Origin of the sequence: Luteipulveratus halotolerans, from assembly GCF_001247745.1 — a bacterium.
Lineage (GTDB): Bacteria > Actinomycetota > Actinomycetes > Actinomycetales > Dermatophilaceae > Luteipulveratus > Luteipulveratus halotolerans.
The window spans coordinates 204,025-222,559 of sequence record NZ_LAIR01000002.1 but is presented as its reverse complement, the minus strand read 5'-3'; the positions used below and the strand labels follow the sequence as shown (position 1 = coordinate 222,559).

21 protein-coding genes and 1 pseudogene are annotated in these 18,535 nt (G+C 71.2%); 11 read left to right on the top strand and 11 right to left on the bottom strand.

Annotated features, from left to right (window positions below):
- Positions 1–23: 23 nt before the first annotated feature.
- A complete protein-coding gene (locus VV01_RS01510) occupies positions 24–536 on the top strand; it encodes a hypothetical protein (protein WP_050668340.1) in 513 nt (170 codons plus the stop codon).
- Positions 537–667: 131 nt separating this feature from the next.
- Here VV01_RS01510 and srmL read toward each other — a convergent pair whose 3' ends face one another.
- The 10 genes from srmL to VV01_RS01460 all read right to left on the bottom strand — a co-directional run bounded on the left by srmL (position 668) and on the right by VV01_RS01460 (position 9,135).
- Complete coding sequence (srmL, locus tag VV01_RS01505) at positions 668–1,792, bottom strand: PheS-related mystery ligase SrmL (RefSeq protein ID WP_050668339.1); 1,125 nt, start codon at positions 1,790–1,792, stop codon at positions 668–670.
- Positions 1,793–1,985: 193 nt separating this feature from the next.
- Positions 1,986–3,323: a M20/M25/M40 family metallo-hydrolase gene (locus tag VV01_RS01500; RefSeq protein ID WP_050668338.1), complete on the bottom strand. Its 1,338-nt coding sequence runs from the start codon at positions 3,321–3,323 to the stop codon at positions 1,986–1,988.
- Between the two features lie 12 nt (positions 3,324–3,335).
- The gene (locus VV01_RS01495; RefSeq protein WP_071606250.1) at positions 3,336–3,734 is read right to left on the bottom strand and encodes an Rv3654c family TadE-like protein; all 399 of its coding nucleotides are present in this window, start codon (positions 3,732–3,734) and stop codon (positions 3,336–3,338) included.
- Positions 3,731–4,063, bottom strand: a complete 333-nt coding sequence (locus tag VV01_RS01490; RefSeq protein WP_050668336.1) for a TadE family type IV pilus minor pilin — start codon at positions 4,061–4,063, stop codon at positions 3,731–3,733. The genes VV01_RS01495 and VV01_RS01490 overlap by 4 nt, the downstream gene beginning before the upstream one ends.
- Before the next feature lie 110 nt (positions 4,064–4,173).
- Positions 4,174–4,392, bottom strand: a complete 219-nt coding sequence (locus VV01_RS01485) for a DUF4244 domain-containing protein (RefSeq protein ID WP_050668335.1) — start codon at positions 4,390–4,392, stop codon at positions 4,174–4,176.
- A 109-nt stretch (positions 4,393–4,501) separates the two neighbouring features.
- On the bottom strand, positions 4,502–4,963 hold the full coding sequence (locus VV01_RS01480) for a type II secretion system F family protein (RefSeq protein ID WP_197274968.1): 462 nt from the start codon (positions 4,961–4,963) through the stop codon (positions 4,502–4,504).
- A 104-nt stretch (positions 4,964–5,067) separates the two neighbouring features.
- On the bottom strand, positions 5,068–5,772 hold the full coding sequence (locus tag VV01_RS01475; protein ID WP_050668333.1) for a type II secretion system F family protein: 705 nt from the start codon (positions 5,770–5,772) through the stop codon (positions 5,068–5,070).
- Positions 5,769–6,893 carry a TadA family conjugal transfer-associated ATPase gene (locus tag VV01_RS01470; protein ID WP_050668332.1) on the bottom strand — a complete coding sequence of 375 codons (1,125 nt, stop codon included), beginning with the start codon at positions 6,891–6,893 and terminating at the stop codon, positions 5,769–5,771. Before VV01_RS01470 ends, VV01_RS01475 begins: the two co-directional genes overlap by 4 nt.
- Positions 6,890–7,600, bottom strand: coding sequence for a hypothetical protein (locus VV01_RS01465; protein WP_157508697.1), 711 nt, complete (start codon positions 7,598–7,600; stop codon positions 6,890–6,892). Before VV01_RS01465 ends, VV01_RS01470 begins: the two co-directional genes overlap by 4 nt.
- A gap of 686 nt (positions 7,601–8,286) precedes the next feature.
- Positions 8,287–9,135: a Fic family protein gene (locus tag VV01_RS01460; RefSeq protein ID WP_050668330.1), complete on the bottom strand. Its 849-nt coding sequence runs from the start codon at positions 9,133–9,135 to the stop codon at positions 8,287–8,289.
- Positions 9,136–9,255: 120 nt separating this feature from the next.
- On the opposite strand from VV01_RS01460, the gene VV01_RS01455 reads away from it, so the two are divergent.
- From VV01_RS01455 to acs, 10 genes and pseudogenes are all read left to right on the top strand, one after another.
- Positions 9,256–9,603, top strand: coding sequence for a DUF485 domain-containing protein (locus tag VV01_RS01455; RefSeq protein ID WP_050668329.1), 348 nt, complete (start codon positions 9,256–9,258; stop codon positions 9,601–9,603).
- Positions 9,600–11,240, top strand: a complete 1,641-nt coding sequence (locus VV01_RS01450) for a solute symporter family protein (protein WP_050668328.1) — start codon at positions 9,600–9,602, stop codon at positions 11,238–11,240. The genes VV01_RS01455 and VV01_RS01450 overlap by 4 nt, the downstream gene beginning before the upstream one ends.
- A gap of 114 nt (positions 11,241–11,354) precedes the next feature.
- Positions 11,355–12,023, top strand: coding sequence for a nucleoside/nucleotide kinase family protein (locus tag VV01_RS01445; RefSeq protein WP_071606249.1), 669 nt, complete (start codon positions 11,355–11,357; stop codon positions 12,021–12,023).
- Positions 12,024–12,185: 162 nt separating this feature from the next.
- Complete coding sequence (locus VV01_RS01440; protein WP_050668327.1) at positions 12,186–13,148, top strand: OmpA family protein; 963 nt, start codon at positions 12,186–12,188, stop codon at positions 13,146–13,148.
- Between the two features lie 220 nt (positions 13,149–13,368).
- Positions 13,369–13,962 (top strand): AMIN-like domain-containing (lipo)protein, encoded by a 594-nt coding sequence (locus VV01_RS01435; protein WP_050668326.1) that lies wholly within the window; start codon positions 13,369–13,371, stop codon positions 13,960–13,962.
- A gap of 77 nt (positions 13,963–14,039) precedes the next feature.
- Positions 14,040–14,345, top strand: coding sequence for a hypothetical protein (locus VV01_RS01430; RefSeq protein WP_157508696.1), 306 nt, complete (start codon positions 14,040–14,042; stop codon positions 14,343–14,345).
- Positions 14,342–14,992 (top strand): annotated as a pseudogene (locus tag VV01_RS24735) (alpha/beta fold hydrolase); the annotation flags it as partial. The gene VV01_RS01430 and the pseudogene VV01_RS24735, both read left to right, overlap by 4 nt.
- Positions 14,898–15,128, top strand: coding sequence for an alpha/beta fold hydrolase (locus VV01_RS24730; RefSeq protein ID WP_407942931.1), 231 nt, complete (start codon positions 14,898–14,900; stop codon positions 15,126–15,128). The pseudogene VV01_RS24735 and the gene VV01_RS24730, both read left to right, overlap by 95 nt.
- Complete coding sequence (locus tag VV01_RS24725; RefSeq protein ID WP_331456469.1) at positions 15,125–15,814, top strand: response regulator; 690 nt, start codon at positions 15,125–15,127, stop codon at positions 15,812–15,814. Before VV01_RS24730 ends, VV01_RS24725 begins: the two co-directional genes overlap by 4 nt.
- Positions 15,815–15,986: 172 nt before the next feature.
- The gene (gene acs, locus VV01_RS01420) at positions 15,987–17,975 is read left to right on the top strand and encodes an acetate--CoA ligase (RefSeq protein ID WP_050668324.1); all 1,989 of its coding nucleotides are present in this window, start codon (positions 15,987–15,989) and stop codon (positions 17,973–17,975) included.
- A gap of 57 nt (positions 17,976–18,032) precedes the next feature.
- Here the strand turns inward: acs and VV01_RS01415 are convergent, their stop codons facing one another.
- Positions 18,033–18,479, bottom strand: coding sequence for a nitroreductase family deazaflavin-dependent oxidoreductase (locus tag VV01_RS01415; protein WP_050668323.1), 447 nt, complete (start codon positions 18,477–18,479; stop codon positions 18,033–18,035).
- Positions 18,480–18,535 lie beyond the last annotated feature (56 nt).

The window sequence follows — 18,535 nt, the reverse complement described above, 5'->3', positions numbered from 1 at the left end:
CACGCGCCAGGAGGTAGTCATTCATGATCGCCGTAGCCGTAGTCTTCCTCGTCCTCGCCGCCCTGCTCGTCCTGTGGTTCCTGCTCGCCACCGGCGACTCGGCCGACGTCGACCTGTCCGCCGCGGGCCTGGACGTGCACGTCAGCCCGCTCGTCGTGTTCGTGCTCGGAGCCGTCGCGCTGGGTCTCCTGCTCGCCGCCCTGCGGTTCTTCTACTGGGGCAGCAAGCGTGGCGCCCGCAAGCGCCGTGAGCGCAAGGACCTGGAGAAGCAGGCCAAGGTGAGCGCCCAGCAGCGCGACGAGGCGTTGGCCGAGCGCGAGCGTGAGCACGCCCGCCTGGTCGAGCGCGAGCAGGCCGCGGCCGGCCCGCTGGCCGACCGTGACGCCGACAGCCGTCGTCTCGACACCGACCGCCCGCTGAGCGCCGACGGCCGTCGTACCGATGACCTCGACGTGGACGGTCGGCCGCTGGGCGACCGGGGCCTCGACGACCGCGGTCGGTTCGGCGACGACCTGCCCCCGGACGACCGCCGCTGACCCACCGACGAAGGCTGTCTGCCCGGCACTCCATGCACTGCCGGGCAGACAGCCTTCGTCATGTCCGCAGACGAATCTCGTCTGTCCGGCACTCCATGCACTGCCGGGTAGACGAGATTCGTGCAGGTGCGTCAGCCGATGAGCTCCAGGACCGCACCCTCGTGAACCGCGCGGTAGACCTCGTCGCGGATCACGTTGGCCTCCTCGTGGGTCAGGGTCCGGTCCAGCGGCCGCAGCGTGAGACGCACCAGTGCGTTGACCTGACCGGGCCGCAGCTGCAGCCGCCGGCGCGCCTGGTCCGGCAGGTCGTCGTACGTCGACCGCGCCAGCAGCCGCACCGCCTCCAGCAGTGACTCCCGCGGGCCGAGAGCGAGGCGCACCCGGTCGCCGATCGTCTCCTCGTCGGCCGACCAGCCGACCACGAGCGACAGGTCACGCCTGATCGCCGGCTGCATCGACACCGGCCGCCACGGGTCGAGGTCGAGCATCTGCTCGGCGATCCGCGGGTCGGTGGCGCGCAGGAGCCGGATGTCGTGAATTCCCTTGCGCAGCATGAGTGCTCGTTCGATGCCCATGCCGAGCGCAAGCCCGGACCACAGGTCGGGGTCGAGCCCGCAGCGAGCGAGCAGGTCGGGGTCGACCAGTCCGCACTCGGCGAGCTCGAGCCACTCCCCGCCGTGACGGACGTCGACCTGGCGACCGTCGACCGTGTAGGGATGCTCCGCGTCGACCGCTCGCCAGCGCGCCCCGGGCAGGACGGCCTCGACGACCGCTCCGATCATCTCGGCGAGCTCATCGGGGGTACGCCGCTCGCCACGGCTGAGCCGCCACACGTCGACCTGGTGCGGGGCACCGACGTGCGTACGGTCGATCGCGTCACGCCGGTGCACCAGGCCGGGCAGGAGGTGGAGCCGGTCGTACGCCGTCGGACTGTCGCGCGCGATCCCCTGCAGCAGTGGAGGGACTCCAGCGCTGGTGTGGCTGCGCAGCATCACGGACGGTCCGACGTAGCGGGTGTAGCGAGCGTCCCTCGTGACGGCGGCGGGGTCGTACCCGAGGTGGTCGTAGTTGTCGGCGACGCTCACCAGCGGGCTGCTGCGCACGACGTCGACCGGTGTGTGCGGCCACATGTCGCGGAGGGCATCGGTGAGGGCGGTCAGGAGGAGCTGCGCGGCGTGCGGGCCCTGGTCGGGGTCGGTGAGGTCACGCAGGGCGAGCGCGTCGGCGAGCTGTGCGGGGGTGAGGTGATCGGTCATGGCAGGTCCTTCGGTCTGAACGGGCGGTGGGTGGGCTGCACCCCCGGCCGGACCGGTGCGGGACCTAGACGCGCGCGAACGCTGCCCCGCGGCCGGTGATCGGCCGGGGGCGGATAAATCGCAGTACGCCTCGCATGGGTCCAGGGTACGCCGACCGGTCGCCTGCCCGCCTCGAAGAACCCGAAGGCGACCGTCAGGCGTGGTCGGCGATCAGGCGCCGGTAGAACACGACCCCGCGTCCCAGCGCATCGATCGTGACGTGCTCGTCGACGCCGTGGATGCTGTCGCGCTGCGCCCGGGTCATCGCGAGCGGGCTGAACCGGTAGACGTGCTCGCTGATCGCGTGGAAGTGGCGGGCATCGGACGCCTGGAGCATGACGTACGGCGCGGTCACCGCTTCGGGATAGGTGGCCGCGACTGCGGCCCGGATCGCCGCGAACTGCGGTCCGTCGCTCGGCGAGATCGGCGTCGGGTCGGCGGCCGACACGACGTGGAGCTCGACCGTCGGGTCGTGGACGACCTGGGTGAGCCGGTCGAGCGTCGTCCGCACGGTCTCGCCGACCTGGATGCGGATGTTGGCGTGGGCGGACGCGGTCGAGGCGACGACGTTGGCGGCCGGGCTGCCCTCCAGCCGGGTGATCGCGACGGTCGTGCGCACGACGGCCGCAGTCTCAGGACCGAGCCGGGCGAGCAGGCGCGCAAGGGCCGGTCGCGCCCGATCGGCCCGGGCGAGCAGCGGCCGTAGCGGTGGCGCGAGATGCGGGCCGAGCGTCTGCAGCATCGTGACGAACGGCGGGGTGAGACTGACCGGGAACGGGTGGGCGTCGATGCGGGTGATCGCCGCGGCGAGCCGTGCCACCGCGCCGTGCCGGGCGGGCATCGAGGCGTGTCCGCTGCTGGCACTCGTGCGGATCTCGACGTCGAGGACGCCCTTCTCGGCCAGGCCGACGAGCGCGGCCGGCTTCTTCAGCCCAGGGAAGACCCCCTCGACCACGGCGCCGCCCTCGTCGATCACGAGCCAGGGCGTCACCCCACGCCGACGCAGCTCGTCGACGGCGGCCGGCGCGGTCGTACCGGAGATCTCCTCGTCGCAGCCGAACGACAGGTAGACGTCGTACGACGGCGAAAAGCCTTGCGCCAGAAGGGATTCGACCGCTTCGCAGATCACGACGAGAGAGCCCTTGTCGTCGAGCGTCCCACGACCGTGCACGGTGCCGTCGGCGATGCGTCCCGAGAACGGGTCGTCGCTCCACTGCTCCGGCTCGACCGGCACGACGTCCCAGTGCGCCATCAGGACGAGGGGCCGCGCGTCGCTCGCGCCCTGCCACCTGAACAGGAGTCCGCCGTCGCCGACGGTCGTGAGGTCGAGGTGCTCGTGCAGCAGCGGGTACGCGCTCTGCAGGGCCCGCGGGAACTCCGCGAACGCCTCGGTGTCGCGATCTGCCGGGTCGGGCGTCGACACCGTCGGGATGCGTACGAGCTCGGACAGGTGACGGGCGGCTGACTGCTGGTGCTGTACTCCGATCGTCATGGCCGACACCTATCACGGCATCGGGCGGGTGGGCGGAGAAGACGCCGACTCGGGGCTGAGCCCGGCCCGGCTGCGCGCGGTCGCCGCGCCGATGACACTCGCCGACGACTCGACCCGCACGGTGACGACGACGTCGTCCTGGCCGGTGGAGCATGCAACGAGCTCGCCGCCGTTGGCCGCCGCGAGACGGCTCGCCCGCGTGCACGGCGCCTCGCCGGGAGTCGGGTTGAGGACGAGGTCCGCCGCGGCGAGTGCGGCCAGGTCGGCGGCCGCGCGTGCGCGCGCGCTCGCATGGACCGCGCTCACCAGCACCATGGCACCGGTGAGCAGGACGAGGAGCACGCCGCACACCCCGATCATCAGCAACGACCCCGACCCCCGGTCGCTCCGCCGAGACACTCGATCGCTCATGGGGCGGCCGCCGTCTCACGCTGCGCACGCACGGTCGCGCTCAGGTCGGCGCCTCCGACGAGCCACCCGAACGGACCGGGAACCGGGCTCGTCACGGTGACCTGCACGAGGTCGCCGTTGCCCACCAGCACAGTCGCCCGGTCGGGTGCGTTGCGCAGACCCGCTGCCCGAACTGCCTCAGCCGTGTCACCTCGAGCGGCAGCGCGTGCGGCGAGCCTGGCTCCGTCAGCGCACCGGACCTGGTCGATGCCGATCGCAATGGCGTTGAGGGCCACCGCCAGGACGAACACGACGGCCGGGACGGCGGCTGCGAGCTCGGCGGAGACCATGCCGCTCTGGCTGCCACGACGGGGGCGACGAGTCGGCGACTCGTCGAGAACGTGGCGAGAACCGTTGCGTACGAATGGCTTTCGCTTGTGCGCCCACAGCCGCCGTCGGTTCATGAGACGGTGCTCAGCGCCGACTGGATGATGCCCGTGAGCGCCGCCTTGACCGTGCCGGACTTGATGACGGCGATGAGCAGTGCGGCGAACGCCACCGCCGCGAGGGTGCCGACGGCGTACTCGGCGGTCGTCATGCCGGCGTCGCGACCGCGGACCGCGACGGCTCGCCACCGGGCAGCAAGTCGACGACGGGCGGTCAGAGTGTTCGGATTCATATTTCCTCCAAGGGTTTTCGCGTGCGCCACGGTGGCGTACGACGGTGTTTGGCTCGACGTACGAGCCGGCCGCGAGCGCGGCGTCTGAGCGGCGCGGGCGCCGAGCAGGTCAGGGGCCGCCGGTGAGCAGACCGGAGGCGAGGGCGGCGACGACGGGGATCACGGTCAGCAGCCCGAACGCCGGCAGGAAGCACAGCCCGAGTGGTACGACGATGCGCACGGACAGCCGGGCGGCCGACTCCTCGAGGCGTCGGCGTTCGGCCTCGCGGACGTCGTCGGCTGCGCGCCTGAGCAGGCTGCCGGGTGCGACGCCCGCGATGGCCGCGAGCGCCATCGCCTGCGCTGCCGGCCGCCACACCCGAGGCAGTCCGTCCCAGGCGACGGTGGGCTCGACGCCCCAGCGCAAGGCGGCTGCGACGTGGCGCAGGTGAACAGCGACCACCGGGCCTGCTCGGTCGGCGACGGCCTCGACCGCGGTCACCACAGCGGCACCGGTGCCGAGGGCGAGAGCGAGCAGGTCCATCGCCTCGGCGACGGCGAGCGGGCCCTCGTCGGACGTGGCTGTCGCCACCGGAGGCGCCGTCGGTTGGGGCGCTGACCCTGCCAGGACGGGGCGCGTCGATCGTCCGGGCCACAGGCACCATGCGAGCAGGACGAGCCCGCCGAGAACGGCGGTCATGTCAGAGCCTGCTGGGCGGTCGCGCGGCGCACCATCCTGGCCACGGCGTAACGCCCGATCAGGAGCAGGGCGATCCCGGGCACGCCGGCCAGGACCAGAACCCGCGCGGAGTAGACCTCCGACAGCGGCACCCCGATGATCGGCGCGAGGCCGAGCCCACCCACGGGCAGCAGCGTGAGCAGCTGCATGGTGGCGCGCGGTCCGGCGATCAACGTGTGCACCTTGCGCTCGTGCTCGATCCGGGCCCGCATCGTCGCGGTGGCCGTGGCGAGCGCGTCGGCGAGGGGCGACCCGAACCGGTCCGACAGCGTCCACGCCCGGCCGACCTCGCCGATCGCGTCGGAGTGGTGGCGCTCAGCCATCCGCAGCCAGAGCGGTCCGAGGTCGTGACCCTGTGCGCCGGCCTCGACCAGCTGGTCGACGTCACTGCGGAGCGCGGCATCGTGGATCCGGGTCGTGCGCACCGCGACCTCGACGGCTTGCGCAGGGGGCACGCCCGCCTCGACCGCGGGCGCGACCGAATCGAGCAGTCGGAGCACCGTGCGTGAGCGTTCGCGGTCGGCCCGTGACGCGCGGCGACGACGAGGCCGGCGTACGGGCGGTGTGATCGGCTCGACCTCCGCGCCGGGCAGGACCGCTCGCCGGTGCGGCCAGGTCATGACGGCCAGGCCCACGAGCAGCCCGACGACCAGCACGGTCATGACAGGCGCTCCTGCAGCGTGGCCCACGCCGGGCCCGGCCGCAGCTCGCCGGACTCGCGGACGAGCCCTGGCACGACCTCGACCTGCCCGTCGTGCCTGCGCAGGACGCCGACCTCGCTGACCTGACGTCCGGCCGGCGTACGGCGCAGGTGCACGACGACGCTGATCGCGCTGGCGAGCTGGGTGCGCACGGCCTCGGGAGACATCCCCGCGAGTGCGCCGAGCGCCTCGAAGCGTGCGACGACGTCGGTGCTGGCGTTGGCGTGCACGGTGCCGCACCCACCCTCATGACCGGTGTTGAGCGCGCTCAGCAGCTCGCGCACCTCGGCACCGCGCACCTCACCGACGACCAACCGGTCGGGGCGCATCCGCAACGACTGGCGCACGAGCGTGGTGAGCGTGACCTCGCCGCGTCCCTCGACGTTGGGGGCGCGTGCCTCGAGCCGCACGACGTGCGGGTGGTCGACCTGCAGCTCACGGACGTCCTCGACCAGCACGATCCGCTCGGCGGGGTCGACCTCGCGCAGCAGCGCGCCGAGGAGGGTTGTCTTGCCGGAGCCGGTGCCGCCGCTGATCACGAACGCTGACCGTGCGGCGACCAGCCGGCGCAGGAGCGACAGCCCGGCGTCGTCAACGGCCCCCAACCGGTGCAGCGTGGCGAGGTCGGGTCGTCGGCGCTGCGGCACCCGCAGCGAGATGTGTGCGGCTCCGTCGACGAGCGGTGGCAGCAGTGCGTGCAGGCGTACGCCGCCCGGCAGCAGGCCGTCGACGTACGGGCTGGTCTCGTCGAGGCGGCGACCGGCCGCGCCGGCCAGACGCACGGCGAGACGGCGTACGGACTCGGCGTCGCCCAGGTCGACGGCGACGGTCCGTAGGCCGTCGCCCCGGTCGACCCACACGCCCGACGTGCCGTTGACGAGGACATCGGTGACGCCCGGCTCGGTGAGAAGGACCTCCAGCGGACCGGCCCCGAGGACGTCGGCCGACAGCCGCCGACGCAGCTCATCGGCGCGTTCGGCGCCGAGCACGGCCGAGTCGTGGCGTACGAGGGCGGCGACGTTGGTCGGTGTCGGCGCCTCTCCCTCACGGATGTGTCGCCAGATGGTGCCGCCGACGGTCATGCGGCCGCGCGCCGTTCGATGAGCAGGTCGCGCAGGACCGTGTCGGCGACCCGCGCGAGCACGGACTTGTGGGAACGCCCTGGGGGCACGCCGCGCGCGAGGTCGGACTCGACCGCGGACTCGCTGCGCAGCTCGGCGAGCAACGGCGTCTGCAGGACCTCGCACACCTGGTGCACGACGTGGTCAGCGACGTCTCGGGTGATCAGCCATGGCTCGACCGAGGTGCTGAGCAGGTGGTCCGCGGTGACCTGGGCGCCGGCGAGCCCCGACAGCGTGCCGTGCGCGAGCAGCACGGCAGCGTCCATCGCGGTCGGCACCGCGCGATGGCGCGCACGGTCGAGGACGACGACGTCGACGCCCGCCCGCAGTCCGTCGATGACCGTGCGCTGCATGGCCGCGTCGGCGTCGAACCATGCGCGGTCGTAGGACAGCACCGCCAGTCCGTCGGCGGTCGTCGGGAGCTGGTCGATCAGTGCGTCCGAGTCGAGCGCACCACGCAGGCCGTGCAGGTCACGCCAGCGCGGACCCGGAGCGTGCTCAAGCCCGAGCACCACGTCGAGACCGCCGCCCGCAGGGTCGAGGTCGACGGCAACCGTGCGATGGCCGGCCTTGGCCGCGCGGGTCGCGATCGCACCGGTCAGGACGGATGCGCCGCATCCTCCGCTGCCGCCGATCACGCCCAGGGAGAACGCTGCTCGAGATGTCATGCGCCGATCCGACCGCGGCGGGAACCCGCTCGGCCAGGTGCACGTCAGTCGTTGTGGAGGCCGGTTGGTCTCGCATCGGGGATGTGGATGAGGGGATCTCCGGAGCGGGCCACCCGGCCTCCCTCCATGTCCCCGCCATCCCACAACGCTCACCCGCGGTGACGCTCGTACGACACGTCGCGCCGACGATGCCGTCCGGGCGAGCCTGCGAGCACGGTCGGCGGAGGAGTGAGAGCCACGAAAACGGAGACGGGCCCCGCTGGGGGGACAGCGGGGCCCGTCGAAGCGCCAAACCCCAGGGGGGGATGGGGCTGGTGCTCCGGGCGCTCGACCCGAAGGGAGCGCGTAGATCCATTGTTCGGCGTCGAGCGTGGCGACGCAACGATTCGAGCCGACGGAATGTTCACATGCGAAATGGCCCCCACATGGGTGATGGCACCCCACCGCGAGGGTGGGGTGCCATCGACCGCGACCTACGTCAGGTGACCAAGCGTGCATTCCTTGGTTTGTCGACCGGGGACAAGCCCCGTGACGAGCGGTCCATTAGTGAACTGCCTGCGCGTGGGTGCCTGGGTCAGTCGCGGTAGCTGTGAAGTTCTCTGCCTTCGTTTGTACGCCGGTCGGACGCCGAGAACAAGACTTGTTTCCCGCTCCCCCGGGGCGCACAATGCCGCGCTGCGGAAAGGTCAGGTCAGCCGGCCCGCGAGCACCGCGTCAGCGATGCGCAGCCCCTCGACCGCGCCCCGTTGGACGGCCTCCGCGCAGTGCTTCAGCCACAGCGCGACGCCCTCACGGGTGCCGCCGGCGTACGCCGCGAGCGCACCTGCGTAGCCCGCGACGCCTTCGTGTCCGTGACCGATCTCGGGGACGACCACGCCGGTCGGGTCGAGCCCGGTCTCCTGGAGCAGAGCACGCTCGAATCCCCTTGCCACCACCGCGTTTCCGCGCACGAACGGTCGAACGGTCGCGACCTCCGCGTGGGCGATGGCCGCGACGACGAGCGCGGGAGCCTGCGTACGGGCGGCGACGACGTCGGCGAGTCCGCGCAGCCTCTCGGCGGCTTCTTCTGCAGACGGCGCCGACCCGACCTCGACCAGCTCGCGGGAGTCCTCGTCGCCGACGCGCGGGCGTCCGACCTGGTCGGCCGGGAGCAGAGGTGCTCCCGCCCCGACGTGCAGGCGCGCGAGGGCCTGGGCGGGCGACGTACCGACGAGTGCACGGACGTGCTCGGTCTCGGCGGTGCACTGCACCGCTGCGCGCACGGTGTGCATCACCGGGTCGTCGTCGGTGGGCCAGGCGACGGCTCCGCGCATCAGGTCGCGCACGGTGTAGACGTCGACCTCGGCGCCTTCGAGAGCAGCGCTCGCACGAGCACCGCGGACACGCGACTCTGCTGCGGCCTCAGGGATACGACGGCGCAGGGCGTTGTGCCAGCGCAGCTCGGTGCAGGCGTCGCGCGCTGCGATGACGGCGTCGGCGACACCCGGGAGCTGTTCGAGGGCTCGCAGGCTGGCGGCGACGTCGGGGGCACTCACGCCGACACCCTAGATCGGATGGTGCGAAGTCCCCGATTCCGCCCACGGTCACCGTCATCATGAAGTGATTCAGATCACACCGACACCGGTGGCCGCATCCACCGGCGGAAGGGGCCACTCATGTCGTCCTCCCGTGCCGACACCGCGGACGGACCCCGGAGCGAGTCGTACCGCGAGGTGCAGGACTCCCCCGAGTTCGCAGAGCTACGAAGCAGATTCCGCAAGTTCGTCTTCCCGATGACCGCGCTGTTCCTGGTCTGGTACTTCGCCTACGTCCTGCTCGGCGCGTACGCCCACGACTTCATGGCGCACAAGCTGTGGGGCAACATCACGACCGGACTGGTGCTCGGGCTCCTGCAGTTCGTGAGCACTTTCGCGATCACGCTGCTGTACGTGCGGTGGGCCAACCGCACGTTCGACCCGGCCGCCGACGCCCTCGCCGCCCGCATCGAGGGGAGCGAGCGATGAACGCCCTCATGCCCGCCCAGACCCAGGTCGGCAACTCGACGGTCAACATCGTCATCTTCGCGATCTTCGTCGCGATCACGCTCGCGATCGTCATCCGCGCCTCGCGCAACAACCGCACCGCAGCCGACTACTACGCCGGTGGCCGCGCGTTCACGGGGCGGCAGAACGGCATCGCGATCGCCGGCGACTACCTGTCCGCGGCGTCGTTCCTCGGCATCGCCGGGGCCATCGCGCTCAACGGTTACGACGGTTTCCTGTACTCCATCGGCTTCCTCGTCGCCTGGCTCGTCGCACTGCTGCTGGTCGCCGAGCTGCTGCGCAACACAGGGCGATTCACGATGGCGGACGTCCTGTCGTTCCGCCTGCGCCAGGGCCCCGTACGCACCGCGGCCGCGATCTCGACGCTCACCGTGAGCTTCTTCTACCTGCTCGCACAGATGGCCGGCGCCGGTGGCCTGGTGTCGCTGCTGCTGGGCGTCGAGGGCGTCAACGCCCAGCGCCTGGTGATCGCGATCGTCGGCATCATCATGGTGTTCTACGTGCTCGTCGGCGGCATGAAGGGCACGACCTGGGTGCAGATCGTCAAGGCCGTGCTGCTCATCATCGGTGCGTTCGTGATGACCGTCTGGGTGCTGGCGAAGTACAACGTCAACCTGTCGAGCGTGCTCCAGGGCGCGATCGACAACTCACCGAAGGCCGGCGACAAGCTGCTCGGCCCCGGCCTGCAGTACGGCAAGTCCGAGACCACCCAGCTGGACTTCGTCTCGCTCGGCCTCGCGCTCGTCCTCGGCACCGCCGGCCTGCCTCACGTGCTGATGCGCTTCTACACCGTCCCCACCTCGAAAGAGGCTCGCAGCTCAGTGGTCTGGGCGATCTGGCTGATCGGGTTCTTCTACCTGTTCACCCTCGTCCTCGGCTACGGCGCGGCCGCTCTGGTCGGACCGGACAAGATCTCGGCGGCACCCGGCAAGGTCAACTCGGCAGCACCGCTGCTGGCGTTCGAGCTGGGCGGCGAGATCCTGCTCGGACTGATCTCAGCGGTGGCGTTCGCGACGATCCTCGCGGTCGTCGCCGGCCTGACCATCACGGCGAGCGCGTCGTTCGCACACGACGTGTACGCCAACGTGATCAAGAAGGGCGAGGTCTCGCCCGACGGCGAGGTCCGCGTCGCGCGCATCACCGCGCTGGTCATCGGTGCCGTCGCAATCGTGGGCGGCATCTTCGCCAACGGCCAGAACATCGCCTTCCTCGTGGCCCTGGCGTTCGCCATCGCCGCGAGCGCCAACCTGCCGACGATCCTGTACTCGCTCTTCTGGAAGCGGTTCAACACCCGCGGCGCGCTGTGGTCGATCTACGGCGGACTGACCTCGGCGCTGGTGCTGATCGTCTTCAGCCCCGTCGTGTCGGGCAAGCCGCCGGGCAAGGACGGCAAGAGCCTGTCGATGATCACCGACCCCTCGATCGACTTCCACTGGTTCCCGCTGGACAACCCGGGCATCGTGTCGATCCCGCTGGGCTTCTTCCTCGGCTGGCTCGGCAGTGTCACCAGCAAGGAGCGGTCCGACCCCGACAAGTACGCCGAGATGGAGGTGCGCTCCCTCACCGGCGCCGGCGCCGAGAAGGCCGTCCAGCACTGAGGCGTACGCCGACCGCTCGGCCCCGGGACCACCTCATCGGTCCCGGGGCCGAGCCCTGCCCCGGCAGAAGCGGGCACACCCGGACCTGTGCCCGCGACCACCTTGTGCCGAAGGATGAAGCCCGTGAAGGCCGAACCGTTGACCCGCGACGCAACCACGGCGTGCGCCGAGCTCGTACGACGACTGCTCACCTCCGTGCCCGAGCCCGGCCGGTTCGTGCTCGGCATCGCGGGCGCTCCGGGAGCAGGCAAGTCGACGTGCGCGGCCAGGCTCGTCGACCAGGCGACGGCTGCTGGGGTGTCGGCGGTCGTCGTACCGATGGACGGGTTCCACCTGGCGCAGTCCGTGCTCGAGGCTCGTGGCCTGGCCGACGTGAAGGGAGCCCCTGAGACGTTCGATGCGTACGGGTATCTCGCTGTGCTGCAACGGGTTCGGGCCGCTGACCACACGGTGTGGGCGCCGTCATTCGATCGGACCCTGGAGGAGCCGGTCGCGGGCAGCATCGCGGTCGAGCCGGGCGTCCGACTGGTCGTGACTGAGGGCAACTACCTCCTCGATGCAGCCGATCCCTGGGTCCGGACGGCCGACCTGCTCGACGAGACGTGGTTCGTCCAGGTGCCTGACGAGCTGCGCCGCACGCGGCTGATCGCGCGGCATAAGCGGTTCGGTCGCTCGCACGCCGAAGCGGTCGAGCACGCTCTCGGCAGCGACGAGCGCAACGCCCGTCGGATCGCCGCGACCCGCGAGCGCGCCGACCTCGTCATCACACCGCCGGTCGACTAGGCGAGCCCCCACCTCGCCGGTCGAGGAGGCGAGCCCCACAGGGCGAGCCGTATCGAGACCGCCCCATCGCGAGGCGGCGATGGCGTGGGAGCCGATCGGGTCCGGCGTACGTCAGAGGCGGAGTTCGCCCGCGCGCGTGGGCCCGACGACCGAGGAGTCACGATGAGGACCACGACCCGCCTGGGCGCCCTGACCGCAGTGATCGCAGCGGCCACCCTGATGACCGGCTGCCAGGAGGACCAGACGATCGTCGACGGCGCTCCGACCGCTTCCACCGCTCCCACGAGTGCCGGTGCATCCACAGCCGCCGGCCCCGACGGCAGCGACGCCGGCCGGCAGGAGCACCTCACCGAGAAGGGCGGCTACGTCGTCCAGGGCTCCACGGTCACCTTCGTGTTCAGCAACGGGCTGCGCCAGTCGTACGACGTGGGCCAACCGATCGGTGACCGCACCAGCATCCGCAGCGGCACCGGCAGGCTGACCCTCGGCAGGACGACCGCCTCCTGGGTCGACCTGCCCGGCCGCACCACGATCCGGGTCGACGGCCAGGGCGCCGGCACGGTGGCCGACAAGAACGGCGTCATCGTCGTCGCGCCCGACGGCGCCACGACCTGCGCCAACGGCCAGGGCCTGCAGTTCGTCGGCGCCGACGGCCAGCGCGCCGCCGCCAGCCAGAACGGCGCGTTCTTCGTCGACGAGAGCGGCAAGCGCACGTCGTACGGCCAGCCGTCCGCCGGGGGCCGGCTGGCGGGCCGGTTCACGGTGTGTGACGCGGCCAAGACGGTGAGCGTCAACCTCTACTCCGACGTGCTGTTCGAGTTCGACAGCGCCCGACTGACGCCGGCCGGCAAGACCGCGATCGCCAGCGCTGCCAAGACGATTCGCTCCGACGTGAGCGGCAAGCAGGTCAAGGTCGTCGGCCACACCGACAGCACCGGGCCGCAGTCGGCCAACCAGACGCTCGGCCAGAAGCGGGCCGACGCGGTGGCCGCAGAGCTGCGCACCCAGGTGCCCGGGATTCAGCTGCAGACCAGCAGCGCCGGCGAGACCCAGCCCGTCGCGACCAACGCGACCGACGCCGGACGCGAGAAGAACCGTCGGGTCACGATCTCGTACGCCCGCTGAGACATCCGCGCGAACGCCCGGCCGGAACGCCCCGGCCGGGCGCCCGTGTATCAGCGGGCACACACGCGATTCTTTTCGTGTGACGCAGATCACACAAACCTGCACGCGGTGCCAACCCGTGGAGCACACCACGCGTCCTCCACGCACTCGAAGCCACTCCGGCTCCGGGCGCCGACCGGCCGACCCGACCGGCGTGCAGGAGAAAGAACCAGGGGGAGTCATGTCCCGATCACTCACCACTCGCAGTCCGCGGCTCGTCACCACACTGGCGCTCGTCGTCCTCGGGCTGATGCTCGGCCTCGTCGGTCCGCTGGCTGCGGCACCGCGCGCAGGCGCCACCGTCTGCGAGGCGCCATGGGGTTCGCTCGCCAAGACGTCGTCCGCGCACACCACGAAGCCGCTGACCGGCGTACGCACCGGCCAGAACCTCTGCTACGACCGGCTCGTCATCGACATCGGTCGCTCCGGCACGGGCGGCGTCGGCTACGACGTCCGCTACGTGACGACCGTGTACTCCGAGGGACAGGGTGCTCCCCTGCCCGTGCGGGGTGCCGCCGACATCAAGGTGACGATCAACGCTCCGGCGTACCACGTCACGACCGGCGCGCCGACGTACACACCGGCCAACCCGAACGAGCTCGCCAACGTGTCGGCCTACCGCACGTTCCGGCAGCTGCGTTGGGGTGGTTCGTTCGAGGGCCAGTCGACGATCGCACTCGGGGTGCGGGCGCGGCTGCCCATGCGGGTCTTCGTCCTCAGCAGCACCGACGGCTCACGCCGGCTGGTGATCGACGTCGCCCACCTCTGGTACTGACAGGCCCCACTCACCCGGCGAAATGTGACTTCCAGAGTGCGCATAGCAGCCCTGGAAGTCACATTTCGCCTGTGGAGGTGGGGGTTCAGCGTTTGACGGCCAGCCGGCGTACGCCGCCGCAGCCCGACCACGATGAGCTCCGCCCCGACCTCGTCGGCGATGTCGAGAACCAGGTCGGCGATGTCGGCGCCCATCGGCTGACGGACCTCGTACGCCACGCCCGAGTCGTCGAGCCCGGCTCGCAGCGCGTCGACGTCGGTGCCCTGGCTGAACCGCGTGTCGACGTCCACGCCACCAACGGCGACCATGGGGCTGTGCTCACCGCCCGACTGCAGGTTCGGCCGCACCGCGACCTCGCCGACACCTCCGAGGAGGACTCATGAACGACGTGACCCGCACCGACGACGGCGCGCTCCTCGCCCACCAGGACGACGGTGGCGACGCTCCCCCGGTCCTGCTGCTGCCCGGGCAGGCGAGCTCGCACACGTGGTGGACCGACCTGCGCGATCGGCTGCGGCCGGCGTACCGGACGATCACGTTCGACTACCGCGGCACCGGCGAGTCCAAGTCCGACGAGTTCGACTGGAGCACAGCACTTTTCGCCGACGACGCTGCAGCCGTTCTCGCTGCCTGCGGGGTCGGGAAGGCCCACGTCTACGGCAGGTCGATGGGCGGGCGCGTCGCTCAGGAGCTCGCGCTGAGCCACCCGCACCTGGTCGACCGTCTGGTGCTCGCGTGCACGTCGCCCGGCGGTGCGGGCGCGCAGGAGCGCGACGCCGACGTACGCCGCGAGCTCGCCTCTCCCGACCCGGTCGCGCGCACCCGGTCACTCATCCGGCTGTTCTACACACCCGCGTGGAAGACCCGTCGTGTCCGCAGTCGGCTTTTCGGCCGACCAGACGATGACCGCGGGTGCACGCCAGCAGCACCTGCGCGTGAGCGCCCGCCACGACGCCTGGGACAGACTCGCTCAGGTCAGCGCGCCCACGCTCGTCCTGCACGGCAGCGACGACCGCATGTCACCGGTGTCCAACGCGCACGCGATCGGCGGGCGCATCCCCGCCGCGCGGGTCGAGGTGACCGAGGGCGGCCGACACGGCTTCTTCGACGAGTTCAGCGACACGATCACGCCTCGGGTCGCCGCGTTCCTGGCCGGTGCGCCGTGACCGCCCCGCTGACCGTCGTGGTCGTCGACGACGACTTCATGGTGGTGCGGGTGCACACCAAGTTCGTCGAGCGTGTCGACGGGTTCGAGGTCGTCGGCTCCGCGCGCTCGGGCACCGAGGCGCTCGACGTCGTACGCCGGCTGCGCCCTGACCTCGTCCTGCTCGACGTGCACCTGCCAGACATGTCCGGGCTGGAGGTGCTGCGCGCGCTGCGCGCCGAGGGCGACGACTCCGACGTGCTGATGGTGACGGCCGAGCGCGAGCTCGACAGCGTGCGGGCGGCCCGCAGCTCGGGAGCCGCCGGTTACCTCGTCAAGCCGTTCACCCAGGACGACCTCGCCACCCGGCTCGCCGACATCGCCCGCGTACGCCGGCGCCTGGCCGACCTGGACGCACCCGGCCAGGCCGACATCGACCAGGTCTTCGGTACGCCGCCACCCGCACCGGCCGACGTACGCCTGCCCAAGGGGCTCAGCCCCGCGACGGGCGACCTCGTGCTGAGCGCGCTGCGGGACCACGGCGAGCAGTCGGCGGCCGAGTGCGGCGAACGCGTGGGCCTGTCACGCGTCACAGCACGGCGCTATCTGGAGCACTTCGCCGAGACCGGGCGGGTACGGGTGCGGCAGCAGTACGGGCGGGTGGGCCGCCCGGAGCGGATGTACAGCGCCCTCCCCGGCAGAAGCTGAGCACGAGCACGTCCGTACCTGTGCCGGTCGTCAGCTCTCGCCGACGGGCCTGGCCGAACGGGCAGGTCTGCGCCTCGTCGTCCGGTCCGCAACCCTCGACAACGGTTGTCCGGCGGCGCGTGGAAGAGTTGAGTGGCCTGAGACACATTGTCGATGACGAGGAGGCCGTGCGGTGGCTGACGCTGCATCCGAGGAGACGCTGGACAACCTGCTGCGCGAGGACCGCGAGTTCCCGCCCGACCCGGCGTTCACCGCCCAGGCCGTCGGCACGGCCGACCTGTACGACCAGGCCGACGCCGACCGCGAGACGTTCTGGGCCGACCAGGCCCGCGAGCGCCTGACCTGGAGCACCGACTTCACCCAGACGCTCGACTGGTCCGAGGCGCCGTTCGCGAAGTGGTACGCCGACGGCCGGCTCAACGCGGCGTACAACTGCGTCGACCGACACGTCGAGGCCGGCCACGGCGACCGCGTCGCGCTGCACTTCGTGGGCGAGCCGGGTGACACCCGCGACATCACCTACGCCGAGCTGCTCGACCAGGTCAAGCGTGCGGCCAACGTGCTGCTCGAGTCGGGCGTGAGCAAGGGTGACCGGGTCGCGATCTACCTGCCGATGGTCCCCGAGGCCGTCGTCGCGATGCTCGCGTGCGCCCGCATCGGCGCCCCGCACTCGGTGGTGTTCGGCGGGTTCTCCGCCGACGCGCTGCGCTCACGCATCGCCGACGCCGAGGCCAAGGTCGTCATCACGGCCGACGGCGGTTTCCGGCGCGGCAAGCCGTCCGGTCTCAAGCCGGCCGTCGACGAGGCCGTCGCCGACAGCCCGTCCGTGCTCAAGGTCCTCGTCGTCAAGCGCACCGAGCAGGACGTCGCCTGGAACGACGACAAGGACGTCTGGTGGCACGAGGCGCTCGAGGCCGCGTCGGCCGAGCACACGGCTGAGCCGATGGAGGCCGAGCACCCGCTGTTCATCCTCTACACCTCGGGCACGACCGGGAAGCCCAAGGGCATCCTGCACACCACGGGCGGCTACCTCACCCAGGCGGCTTACACCAACGCCGTCGTCCACGACGTGCACCCCGAGTCCGACGTCTACTGGTGCTCGGCCGACGTCGGCTGGGTCACCGGCCACACCTACATCGTCTACGGCCCGCTCGCCAACGGCGCGACGCAGGTGCTGTACGAAGGCACGCCCGACACCCCGCACCAGGGCCGCTGGTGGGAGATCATCGAGAAGTACAAGGTGTCGATCTTCTACACCGCCCCCACGGCGATCCGCACGTGCATGAAGTGGGGCAAGGACATCCCCGAGAAGTTCGACCTGTCCTCGCTGCGGGTGCTCGGGTCGGTCGGTGAGCCGATCAACCCCGAGGCGTGGGTCTGGTACCGCCAGGTCATCGGCGGCGGCAAGACTCCCGTCGTCGACACGTGGTGGCAGACCGAGACGGGCGCGATCATGATCAGCGCGCTGCCGGGTGTCACCGCGCTCAAGCCGGGTTCGGCACAGATCGCGGTTCCGGGCATCTCGGTGGATGTCGTTGATGAGCAAGGCAACTCGGTCGACAACGGCCACGGCGGCTACCTCATCATCGACAAGCCGTGGCCGTCGATGCTGCGCGGCATCTGGGGCGACCCGGAGCGGTTCAAGGAGACCTACTGGTCGCGCTTCGAGGGCATCTACTTCGCGGGCGACGGAGCCAAGAAGGACGAGCAGGGCAACATCTGGGTGCTCGGCCGGGTCGACGACGTCATGAACGTCAGCGGCCACCGCCTGTCGACCACCGAGATCGAGTCCGCCCTGGTGTCGCACCCGAAGGTCGCCGAGGCCGCCGTGGTCGGTGCGACCGACGCGACCACCGGTCAGGCGGTCTGTGCGTTCGTGATCCTGCGCGGCGATGCGGTGCAGGAGGCCGACGAGCCGGGTGAGGGCGAGGACCTGGTGGCCGAGCTGCGCAACCACGTCGCCAAGGAGATCGGCGCGATCGCCAAGCCGCGCCAGATCCTCGTCGTCGCCGAGCTGCCCAAGACCCGGTCCGGCAAGATCATGCGCCGCCTGCTGCGTGATGTCGCCGAGAACCGCGAGGTCGGCGACGTCACGACGCTGGCCGACTCGTCGGTGATGGACCTGATCCAGCAGGGTCTGGCCAAGCCCGCCGCCGACTGATCCGACCCGCTCCGGAGGCCCCGTCGTCCACCTCGGACGGCGGGGCCTCTCGACGTGTCAGGAGCGTGCGTCGAGGCGGAAGACCGGATGGTCGGGCAGGATCGCGAGCAGCTCGGCGTCCGACGACCGCGCCGAGATGCCGTCCGGGAAGAACTGACCGACCTCCCACGCCCACTTCTTCAGGTAGTACCGCAGCACGGGCAGCGCCTCCTCACCGTGGATCTCGACGGCGTCGTACGCCGATGCCTTCCGCCCCAGCCGCAGCGTCACCGCCGGGTTCTTGCGCGCGTTGCGCACCCAGTCGGTGTGCCCGCGCGGCGCGACCAGGTGCGCACGGCCGTCGACCGTCATCAGGTTGACCGGGGTCGTCCTCGGCTGCCCACTGCGACGTCCGATCGTCTCGAGCTCGCGGGCTCCGGCGAGGCTGACGCCCGCGCGCGCCAGGCGCCCGACGACCTGGTTGAACATCCTGGTGCTCCGGCTGATCTGCACCTGCGTGGCCATGTCGCCCTCCCGAGACGATTGCGAGAGCAGTGCTCTCTGTTCGATGCGACCAGCAT

Coding starts and splice junctions, on each gene's coding strand:
- VV01_RS01455 (WP_050668329.1), top strand. CDS start 9,256: ATGTCGTCCTCCCGTGCCGACACCGCGGACGGACCCCGGAGCGAGTCG.
- VV01_RS01510 (WP_050668340.1), top strand. CDS start 24: ATGATCGCCGTAGCCGTAGTCTTCCTCGTCCTCGCCGCCCTGCTCGTC.
- VV01_RS01500 (WP_050668338.1), bottom strand. CDS start 3,323: ATGACGATCGGAGTACAGCACCAGCAGTCAGCCGCCCGTCACCTGTCC.
- srmL (WP_050668339.1), bottom strand. CDS start 1,792: ATGACCGATCACCTCACCCCCGCACAGCTCGCCGACGCGCTCGCCCTG.
- VV01_RS01450 (WP_050668328.1), top strand. CDS start 9,600: ATGAACGCCCTCATGCCCGCCCAGACCCAGGTCGGCAACTCGACGGTC.
- VV01_RS01465 (WP_157508697.1), bottom strand. CDS start 7,600: ATGACATCTCGAGCAGCGTTCTCCCTGGGCGTGATCGGCGGCAGCGGA.
- VV01_RS01475 (WP_050668333.1), bottom strand. CDS start 5,772: ATGACCGTGCTGGTCGTCGGGCTGCTCGTGGGCCTGGCCGTCATGACC.
- VV01_RS01435 (WP_050668326.1), top strand. CDS start 13,369: ATGTCCCGATCACTCACCACTCGCAGTCCGCGGCTCGTCACCACACTG.
- VV01_RS01470 (WP_050668332.1), bottom strand. CDS start 6,893: ATGACCGTCGGCGGCACCATCTGGCGACACATCCGTGAGGGAGAGGCG.
- VV01_RS01485 (WP_050668335.1), bottom strand. CDS start 4,392: ATGAATCCGAACACTCTGACCGCCCGTCGTCGACTTGCTGCCCGGTGG.
- VV01_RS01490 (WP_050668336.1), bottom strand. CDS start 4,063: ATGGTCTCCGCCGAGCTCGCAGCCGCCGTCCCGGCCGTCGTGTTCGTC.
- VV01_RS01440 (WP_050668327.1), top strand. CDS start 12,186: ATGAGGACCACGACCCGCCTGGGCGCCCTGACCGCAGTGATCGCAGCG.
- VV01_RS01495 (WP_071606250.1), bottom strand. CDS start 3,734: ATGAGCGATCGAGTGTCTCGGCGGAGCGACCGGGGGTCGGGGTCGTTG.
- VV01_RS01415 (WP_050668323.1), bottom strand. CDS start 18,479: ATGGCCACGCAGGTGCAGATCAGCCGGAGCACCAGGATGTTCAACCAG.
- VV01_RS01445 (WP_071606249.1), top strand. CDS start 11,355: ATGAAGCCCGTGAAGGCCGAACCGTTGACCCGCGACGCAACCACGGCG.